9 protein-coding genes and 1 tRNA gene are annotated in these 8,998 nt (G+C 66.9%); all 10 read right to left on the bottom strand.

All coding sequences use genetic code 11. The features are described 5' to 3' along the window. On the bottom strand, window positions 1-219 hold a 219-nt coding region (locus O145_RS18170; protein WP_169740340.1), incomplete at its 3' end, for a transposase family protein. Window positions 220-310: 91 nt separating this feature from the next. Then, window positions 311-553 carry a nucleotidyl transferase AbiEii/AbiGii toxin family protein gene (locus tag O145_RS19200; protein ID WP_043562508.1) on the bottom strand — a complete coding sequence of 81 codons (243 nt, stop codon included), beginning with the start codon at window positions 551-553 and terminating at the stop codon, window positions 311-313. Window positions 554-555: 2 nt separating this feature from the next. Beyond that, window positions 556-1,092 carry a hypothetical protein gene (locus tag O145_RS09895; RefSeq protein WP_043562507.1) on the bottom strand — a complete coding sequence of 179 codons (537 nt, stop codon included), beginning with the start codon at window positions 1,090-1,092 and terminating at the stop codon, window positions 556-558. Between the two features lie 182 nt (window positions 1,093-1,274). Next, complete coding sequence (locus tag O145_RS18165; protein ID WP_156966700.1) at window positions 1,275-1,700, bottom strand: hypothetical protein; 426 nt, start codon at window positions 1,698-1,700, stop codon at window positions 1,275-1,277. Window positions 1,701-1,710: 10 nt separating this feature from the next. Beyond that, window positions 1,711-2,454: a transposase family protein gene (locus tag O145_RS09890; protein ID WP_229118489.1), complete on the bottom strand. Its 744-nt coding sequence runs from the start codon at window positions 2,452-2,454 to the stop codon at window positions 1,711-1,713. A 281-nt stretch (window positions 2,455-2,735) separates the two neighbouring features. Next, window positions 2,736-3,383, bottom strand: coding sequence for a hypothetical protein (locus O145_RS18160; RefSeq protein WP_156966699.1), 648 nt, complete (start codon window positions 3,381-3,383; stop codon window positions 2,736-2,738). Continuing rightward, the gene (locus tag O145_RS09885) at window positions 3,374-3,730 is read right to left on the bottom strand and encodes a hypothetical protein (RefSeq protein WP_043562506.1); all 357 of its coding nucleotides are present in this window, start codon (window positions 3,728-3,730) and stop codon (window positions 3,374-3,376) included. Before O145_RS09885 ends, O145_RS18160 begins: the two co-directional genes overlap by 10 nt. A 616-nt stretch (window positions 3,731-4,346) precedes the next feature. Further along, window positions 4,347-4,423, bottom strand: a tRNA-Lys gene (locus O145_RS09880). Between the two features lie 828 nt (window positions 4,424-5,251). Further along, window positions 5,252-6,982: an ABC transporter ATP-binding protein gene (locus tag O145_RS09875; RefSeq protein WP_043562532.1), complete on the bottom strand. Its 1,731-nt coding sequence runs from the start codon at window positions 6,980-6,982 to the stop codon at window positions 5,252-5,254. Continuing rightward, window positions 6,979-8,970, bottom strand: coding sequence for an ABC transporter ATP-binding protein (locus tag O145_RS09870; RefSeq protein WP_084682526.1), 1,992 nt, complete (start codon window positions 8,968-8,970; stop codon window positions 6,979-6,981). The genes O145_RS09875 and O145_RS09870 overlap by 4 nt, the downstream gene beginning before the upstream one ends. Window positions 8,971-8,998 lie beyond the last annotated feature (28 nt).

The following is an 8,998-nucleotide window of genomic DNA, read 5'->3' as shown; positions in this document are numbered from 1 at the left end:
CAGGCCCAGCCTTGTGCGCGCCTCGGCGTCCAGGCCGGCGGCCCACTGCCCGATGGCCAGCAGGCTGCGCGCTCCGGACAGCACGGCCCCCACCGCCACGGCCAGGATCACCTCCAGCCGGTGCCTCATTCCCCGGGCGCACCTGGGATCGGGCACGGTGGACAAGACCTGCATCAGGCTCGGCTGGCGCCCAGCAATGTTGATAGGGGAAGATGGCATAGCGGCGCGGCTCCTGACGACGAAAGGGTGCGTAGGACACACCCATCGTCACCCCAGGAACCGCGCCGCACCCCCACCAACACACCCACGACTACGCCGACCCCCTGAAGTCCAGGTCGGTTGAGTAGCGCGGCAGACCATAGGCCAGCAGCAGGCCGGTGCCGCCCTTGAGGATCAGGTTGTTGCCGGTCTGGGTGGTTATCTCTTGGGCGACATGGCGCATCAGGTTGACGTGGCGCTGCCGCTCCGGAGTGAACTGGATCTTTTCGAAGGGAGCCGGGTCAACGTCCCAGCGCTCAGCAGGTGGAAGTGAAGGTTGATCCTCCTCCCCCATGCCTAGGCCGCTGCCAGCTCCTTACTGACCCAGTCAGCCAGGTGCTGCTGAGACTCCTGCGGCAGGAATGGCGTCATTCGCGTAGCCTGCTCCAGTACATACTGCTGCTGCTCAGGGGTGTCAAGCCAGTCCGTGGTGGCGCCGGTTAGGTTATAGACCCGCCTGTAATGGGTCAGCGAGTGATAGACCATGTCCAGGATGGCCCGGAAGTGGTTGGCCACGTAGACCGACGCCGTCTGACCAGGTATCTCCAGACCTTTAGCCAGCAGACTGTCCTTGCCATTGTAGATACCAAGGTCGCCATAAATATGGTTGGTGTCCACTTCGGCACTGCCACCGAGCATCACCTCGTCGGGATCATCCACGCCCTCGCGCCAATGAAACACATCATGCCAGTCCCCACTGGTCCCCTCTGGCGCCTGGACGTTCAGAGCATAGATGCCGGTGATATAGCGCTCTGGCGTAGTCGGAGGGATCTCGACCTGACGGGAGGGCACGATAAGGTACTCATGAGCAGACTGAGTGGATGATGACGTCACGAGCACCTCCTTTCGCGGACTGCTATTAAACTGGTATTGATGGGATTATAGCATATTCATGACCGCAGCGAAAACGATACGAGATGCAAGGGATGGTCGCAGACAGTTTGAATAGCTATTCCGTGGACATCGCGTTGGTGCTTTTCTGCGCAAGATGATGATACGCATTATCATACTCCGTACTACACGCCATCCAACGCCTCTACGGTATCCTCAACGAAATCGCCGATACGCTCAACATGAGCCAGTTCAACCTCGCTTAGGCTACGCTTGTCAGATTCGCACTGCTTTCGGATCAGCTCTAAGTGTTCTATCCCCAGAATCGCTCCCTCGAACTTCACCCATCGTGCTCGCGACAACGCCTTGGCCATGACTTCTGCATACTGGCGGCAGACCTCAGTCGACAGCGGCCGCCGTTCATTGCCCCATGCGCCAGATTGACGCACCGGTTCCACGAAAGCCAAGAAACGCTTTAAATCGCTACAGACCAATCGATTTGCTGCGCGGTACTCAATCTTGTGCTGCCGCCACTCAAGTACATAGTTAACCACCCCAGTGCAGATGACACCGAGAACAACACCTATAACACCGAATATGGCTGGGGACATAGAAGGTTATTCAGGTGTAGGTGTAAAGGACTAGTGTGGCTGTGATGGTTTCTTTGAAGGTGTGTAGGGGGCGCCTGTAGTCGTGGGCCAGGATCTTCCAGGCTTTGATGTGCGCGATGGTTCTCTTCACGACGTAACGGATCCTGCCCAGGGCCTTGCTCACCTGTCTCTGGGCCTGGGTGAACTCGCCGTTGGGAGATTTCTTACAGAGGGTGACAACCCCGGTTCCGATGTAGCCTTTATCGGCGATGCAGCAGGAGGGGTCGATCTGCTCGAGCACGCCGGAGGTGGTGATGGCCCTGGAGTCGTGGGTGGCCCCGGGCAGGGGGTCCGAGGCCCACCGCAGGTGCCCGGTGAGGCTGACCAGCACCTGCAGGCTCATACCGGTGCGCCTGTGCCTGCCCGACCACAGATCGGGCCGGTCCTTCCAGCTCCAGCACGGCAGGAGGGTCCCGTCGATGATGTGCACGCCCCCATGAGGGACCTCCTCGACGGTCGCCAGCACGGGCCCCAGGGCCCTGGCGATGATCCGGGTGACCACGCTGATCGTCCGCGAGATCGTGGGCTGGGACACGCCCATGATGTCGGCGATCGCCTCCTGGGAGGTGTTGGTGCGCAAATACATCAACGTCGCCCGCACCGCGGCCAGTGGGTTGAGGATTCTTGGCGCCAAGGCGATCTCAGCATCTTGTACCACCAGTTCCACCAGGCGACTCAACTGCGTTCTGTCCAGGCCTGTGATACCCTTACCCATGACGGCTCGTTCCTGAGAGGTTTTCTTTAGCATCTTGATTCTCTCAGATCAACGAGCCGTCACCTATTCAACACGCCGAACCACTAATTCCCCATACACACCCCCTGAATAACCTTCATAGAATCCTCCAATCTATAAATAACTGTCTAATTCTTCCACAAGGTAGGGAAGCCTATTCATGGAGCTACTTGCGGCAAGCATCTTAGCAGGTCAAGACCAGTTGGGATCGGACTGTGAACAACCCTCAGGGTATTAAAGCTCAAATATGACATACTTCATGATCACAGTTGCTCGGCATCGCATTTCTGAACCTTCCTCAAAATTTCTAGAACCATCACAATAATCGCCGCCATCCCAATACTTCCTAGTATGCACCGCCAGGGCAGCGATAATACATGTGGAACTTCATAATGAATATCAACTAGAATCCACATCCCTGCTATTAACATGATGACCGCCCCAATGGCGAGTATTATCAAAAGTTCTTTGCGATGCCTCTTACTAAAGCTATGTCTCCATGTTTCTATTCTCATTATTTCGGACAAGAAGAAAACGGCTATTGACCACTCGAAGAAACCGACAGCTATCGATATGTTATCAAACCACACAACAGATCTAGGATTATGCAACACTGCTGCCGTAAGGGTATAAAATAATGAAGCCACAATTCCCATGACAAGAAGGAGGCGGCGTAGGCCTAAAGCAATACTCACCTGCTCATGTTCTTCATTTAAGGCAAGGTAGGTCGCAACGACCGCCGGGGTTAGAGCTGCAACCGATAGAACGTCGGACCATTGATCGACATTAGTGGAAGTCGTAGGAGACATCTGCCGACTCCCATATATGACGCAGCATACAACAAAAAATGATACCAGCGATGAGAAGAATGCTGGGAACGCAAATAAACCACGTTTAGCGTTCATGAACACTCTGAAATCCACATCGATTGGTGCGGGTCGCTGACCATGCCCTGCGAGTCCGACGCACCCAGCTGGAGGACCAGCGCCGCAGCCTGCTCCAGGCCCACTACGCCGGAGCCGTCCCCCTGGAGCTGCTCAAGGAGGAGCAAGACCGCATCAGCAGAGAACTCCACACCATCCAGTGCCAGTTCGATGGCTACCAGGCCAACACCGCCCAGGTCCGCCAGCACCTCCAGCAGGCCCTGGACCTGCTCGAAGACTGCCACCGCATGTACATCGCCGCCCCCGACCACCTCAAGAAGCTGCTCAACCAGGTCTTCTTCAGCCGCATACTGATCAACCCCAAAACAGACCACCGCGGCAACGTCATCTTCCCGCCAGACAGGCTCAACCCCACAGCCACGCAGCCACCGACGGCACCAGACGCAGCAGACGACCCAGACCCGGCCCACGCCACCGACAGCGCGGCCATCATGACCAAGCTGCCCCTAGCCAAAGACACAGCCGTCGCCACCAGCGCCCTCGGACTGCTCACCCCGCTGTTCGACCAGCTAGCTAGCCCTGCCCTGCGCTCCGCCGCCCAGCACGCCCATGCCACCGCTCAACAGACACCCACTGACCAAGGCGCGCCCATAAGCGACCGGCCATCGCCAGGTACAGACCAAGACGCACCGGGCATCGGCCAGCAGGAGTCAGGCATAGGCCACGAGACGAAGATCACCAGCCTGCAGGCGCTAGGCACGGACCGGGAGACGCCTGCTACTGACTCTGACATGTGGGAGGCAGACACGGATCGAGAGACGTGTCTCGCCGACCAGGGACCTGATCCGGAACACAGGCCCCACGGACCTAGCAGCGGCAACGGCCAGTCTCCACAACGCAAAGCACCTGCCCTGAAGGGCAGGTGCTTGCAGACCCCCGACACAGACCCCAACCATGCGCTGCATGACGAGGGTTTGAGTAGGGGGGTTGTGGTGCCCCCTGTGGGGCTCGAACCCACGACCTTCGGATTAAAAGTCCGCAGCTCTAACCGACTGAGCTAAAGGGGCATGCCGTCGTGCGCGGGACGGCCCGGACCGGGCGGCGCGCCCCAGCATAGTCGCCGCCACCGCCGTCGGCGGCATGTCCCGGCGGCTTGCTCCACCCGCACCCGGCCGGGCGGCCCGCATCCGGAGACCCCGGTTCGCCTCGGTCCCTGCTCCCCGTCCGGCCGGGCGACCCCCCGCGCCTGGGGCTCGTTCCAGCGCCAGTGGATCCCTGGTCCGCACCCGGCCGGGCGGCTCCCAGGCGGCTGACTCCGGGGTTGGGGGCGCTGGTGGTGGGGAAAAGTGATCATCCCACGCAGCTTTAAGGCGATTGGTGTCATCGGGTACGACGGGAAACGGCGTGATTCCGCGGTTTTGTGGTGCAGGTCGGGCGGGGCAGGGGACTAAAGGTGCGTGGGATGATCACTTTTCGGGACGTCGGCATCCGGCCGGCATCCGGCTGGTGCCCGTCGGGCGCCCTGTCAGACTCCTTGGACCGTTCTCGGAGCGGAATTACGCTCGGGCTCAACGAAGGGCGCCACCCGAGGCCTCGGCGCGGCCGACAACCGCAGCCGATGCCGCACTGACCTGCGGGCCATGACACTGGCCGCCCTGCACCGCTTCGCCCGTGACGGGTGGGAGGGCTGCTCGTCGTGGGCGGTACTCAGCCCGATGCCGGCGCCATGCTCAGCCGGGTCTCCCAGAGGCTGCCGGCTCGAAGACCCCATCGAGATAGACATTGTCGTACGAGATCGGCGGTGGCACCGTCTACCTCGTACGAAAATGTCTATCTCGACGATGCGGGGCCGGCTAAGCGGGCCGGCTAAGCAGGCCGGCCAAGCAGACCGCCCGTCACGGCCGGATGGTCCACCCGGCGGCCGCGCGGCGCTCGCGCCAGAAGTCGGCGTAGCGGCCTCCTGCCGCCAGCAGGGCCTCGTGGTCCCCGGCCTCGACCAGGCGCCCGCCGTCGAGGAACAGGATGCGGTCGGCGTGCCGGACGGTCGCGATCCGGTGCGCCACGACGACCACGCTCCGCCCCTCCGCGACGAGCTCGCGCACGCCCGCGCCGACGGCGGCCTCGTTCTGCGGGTCGAGGGAGGAGGTGGCCTCATCGAGCAGGACGATCGGGGCGTCCTTGAGCAGGGCGCGGGCGAGGGCCACCCGCTGCCGCTCCCCGCCGGACAGGGCGACGCCGCCCTCGCCGGTGCGGGCCCGCCAGCCGTCGGGGTGGCGCTCGACGACCTCGTCGAGCCGGGTGGCGGCCGCCGCCCGCCGCAGCTGCGCGTCGGTGGCCTCCGGGGCGGCGATGCGAAGGTTGTCCTCAATGGTGCCGTCCAGCAGGTAGGCGTCCTGGAAGGCGATGGCCAGCGTGCGCATGAGCTCAGGCGTAGGGATCTCGCGCAGGTCGGCGCCCCCGATCCGGATGGAGCCGGCGTCGACGTCCCAGAACCGGGCGATGAGCCTGAGCAGCGTGGTCTTGCCGGACCCGGACGGCCCGACGACGGCGGTCAGGCCGCCCTGGGGGATGGCGACGGTGAGGTCGTCAAGGACGCGGGCCTCCTCGTAGCCGAAGCCGACGCCCTCCAGCGAGATACCGTGCCCGGCGGGGGCGCGTCCCGGCGGCGACGGCTCGGGCAGGGGCCGGGCCTCCAGGATGGCGCTCACCCGCTCCAGGGCCACGTCGGCGGCCTGGACCGCGCCTGACAGGCCGGCGATCTGGACGAGCGGCTCGATGAAGCGCGCGGCGAGCACGAGCACCGCGACGGCGTCGGGCACGGCGAGCTCGCCGCGGGTGGCCAGCCAGGCCCCGGTGACGATGATGAGGGTGAAGCCGGCCTGGACGACGCCGACGTAGGCGTACTGCGGCGCGCTCTGCCGGGCGAGGGCGCGGCGGAAGGCCCGCCGCTGCTCGTCCAGGGCGTGCTCCATGGGGGCGAATCCGGCGCCGGCCCGCCCGGTGGCGCGCAGGACCGGCTGGGCCTGGGCGAACTCGATGGCGCGGGCGGCGGCCTCCTCGGAGGCGTCGTCCAGCCGGCGCTGGGTGTCGCGGATGACCGGCGTCGCCCAGCGCATGACGAGCCCGACGGCGGGCACGGCCGCCGCGAAGGCCAGGCCGAGCCGCCAGTCGACGGCGAGCACGCCGACCGCGATGGTGGCGGGGGTGGCGATGGCCGCGATCCGCTCGGGCCACAGCAGGGAGACGACGCTGGCGGCCGAGGGCGCGCTCTGTGCGACCACGCGGGCGATGCGCCCCGGCGCCCGGCCGACGTACCAGCCGAGCGGGAGCCGTCCGAGGTGGTCGCCGAGGTCGTGCTGCAGGTCGCGCATAATCCGGTTGGCGGTCGGGTAGCCGACTGCGTGCCCCCGCCACACGCCCGCCAGGTGGGCGGCACCGACCGCCCCGATCGCGAGCAGCCACCCCGCGGCCTGGCGTGTGCGGACCGGCTCGGACAGCAGGGCGCGCAGCAGCGGCAGGAGCATGACCAGCACGACGCCCTGGCCGACGCCGGCCAGCGCGTAGCGCACGGCGAGTGCGCGGATCGGGCCGCGGTGCGGCCACAGCCTCAGGATGCGGCGGATCATCGGGTTGTCTCCCTCCCGCTCACGGCGGGCCCGGGGCGGGCCGCCCCGGATCGGTCGGCCCCGCCCGGAGCGCAGTCGTGCGGGGCGGGATCGCCCGGGGTCCGACGCCGGCTCCGGGGCTCGCCGTCGCCCCGACGCCGGTACCCGGGCGCGGGCCCATTCCGACGCCGGTCCCGCCTCCCGGCCCGGCCGCTGTCCTCCCCGCCCTGGCCTTGGCCGTCGTCCCCGCCCTGGGCGTCCCACATGTCCCGGTAGCGGTCGCCGGCGGCCAGGAGCTCCTCGTGGGTGCCGCGCTCGACCACCCGGCCGGCGTCGAGCACGACGATCTGGTCGGCTCGGCGGATCGTGTACAGCCGGTGCGCGATCACCACCAGCGTGCGCCCGCGCGTCAGGGCTCCCAGCGCCTCCTGGACGGCGCGCTCGTTCTCGGGGTCGACGTGGGCGGTCGCCTCGTCCAGCAGCACGATCGGGGCGTCCTGGAGGAGGGCGCGGGCGATGGTGATGCGCTGCCGCTGCCCGCCCGAGAGCGCCCCGGAGCGGCCGGTCACCACCGTGTCGTAGCCCTGCGGCAGCGCCATGATCGTCTCGTGCACGCGGGCCGCGCGGGCGGCCGCCTCGACCTCGGCGTCGCTCGCGCCGGGGCGGCCCAGGCGGATGTTCTCCCGGACCGTGTCGCGCACCAGTACGACGTCCTGGAACACGGTCGCGACCAGGGCCAGCAGCCGCTCCTGCGGGATGTCGCGCACGTCGACGCCGCCGATCCGCACCGCCCCGGCGTCGACGTCGAAGAACCTCGGGACCAGGAGGCTCAGCGTGGTCTTGCCGGACCCGGAGGGCCCGACGACGGCGGTGACGGATCCGGCGGGGCACTCCAGGTCCACCCCGCGCAGCACGGGGGAGGCGCCCTCGTAGCCGAAGGTCACCGCCTCGAAGCGGATGCCGTGGGCGCCCGGCACGGCCGGATCGCGCGGGGCGGGCAGGGGCGGCTCGGCGAGGACACCGAGCAGGTGCGCGGCGGCGGCCCGTCCCCTGCGCAGCTGCTGGGCGCCCTGGATGATCGTCATGAATGGCGCGGGCAGGCCCACGCCCACCAGCAGGAAGGGCAGGAGGTCCGCCGGCTCGAGCGCCCCGGCGAGGATGAGACCGGTGCCGGCCCCGGCGACCACCAGCAGGACCAGGGCGGGGGAGAGCAGCATCCTGGAGGCGAACATGGCGCGGCCCGCCTCGGCGACCCAGGCCGCCAGCGAGTCGCCCAGGCGGTCGACGGCGTCGGCCAGCCGCCGGCGCGCCCGCCCCGCGCCGCCGTAGGCCTTGACGACCTCGATGCCGTCGACGTACTCGACGACCGCATTGTTCAGGTCCACCTGCGCCCGGGTGAGCTCGGCCATGCGCACCGGCATGGTCCGGTGCGCCGCGCCGAGCGCGAGGGCCGCGGCCGGGAGCGCCGCCAGGGTGAGCGCGGTCATGCGCCAGTCGGTCGCCACCAGGTAGACGAGCGCGGCCGCGGGGAGCCCGACCGCACCGGCGAGGTCGAGGACGGCGTGGGCGACCATGTGGTGCATGTCCTCGATGTCGTCCTCCATCGCCTTCTTCAGCTCACCGGAGCCGCGTCCCGTGAACCAGCCCAGCGGCAGGGCCGCGGCGTGCCGGGCCAGCCGGGTGCGCAGCAGGCGCTGCTGGTCGGCGTCGGCGTAGTGGGTGATGAGGTTCGCCGCCACCATGAGCGCCAGGCGCCCGGCCGCGCCGGCGACGCCGACCGCCACCCACGCCCACACAACGGCGTCGCGGCGTGCTCCCAGCAGCTCGCGGCCGATCTGGGCGACGGCCGCATACGGCAGCAGGCCCGACGCCGAGCCGACGAGCGCCAGGGCGGCCCCGAGCGCCAGGCGCCCGCGGACGGGGCGCAGCAGCTCGGCCACCGCCCTCCACGACCCGGGCTCTCGGACGCCGTCCGACGGCGGGGCCGCGTCCGGGCTGTGCAGTGCCATACGACGCTCCTCCACGTACCAATATCGA

Source organism: Actinomyces israelii DSM 43320, from assembly GCF_000711965.1.
GTDB lineage: Bacteria > Actinomycetota > Actinomycetes > Actinomycetales > Actinomycetaceae > Actinomyces > Actinomyces israelii.
The sequence above is the reverse complement of the archived record's forward strand: the minus strand, read 5'-3'. Positions and strand labels throughout refer to the sequence as shown.

Excerpts from the sequence above, each read along its gene's own strand:
- O145_RS09890 (WP_229118489.1), bottom strand. The coding sequence starts at position 2,454 with ATGGGTAAGGGTATCACAGGCCTGGACAGAACGCAGTTGAGTCGCCTG.
- O145_RS19200 (WP_043562508.1), bottom strand. The coding sequence starts at position 553 with ATGGGGGAGGAGGATCAACCTTCACTTCCACCTGCTGAGCGCTGGGAC.
- O145_RS09870 (WP_084682526.1), bottom strand. The coding sequence starts at position 8,970 with ATGGCACTGCACAGCCCGGACGCGGCCCCGCCGTCGGACGGCGTCCGA.
- O145_RS09875 (WP_043562532.1), bottom strand. The coding sequence starts at position 6,982 with ATGATCCGCCGCATCCTGAGGCTGTGGCCGCACCGCGGCCCGATCCGC.
- O145_RS18165 (WP_156966700.1), bottom strand. The coding sequence starts at position 1,700 with ATGTCCCCAGCCATATTCGGTGTTATAGGTGTTGTTCTCGGTGTCATC.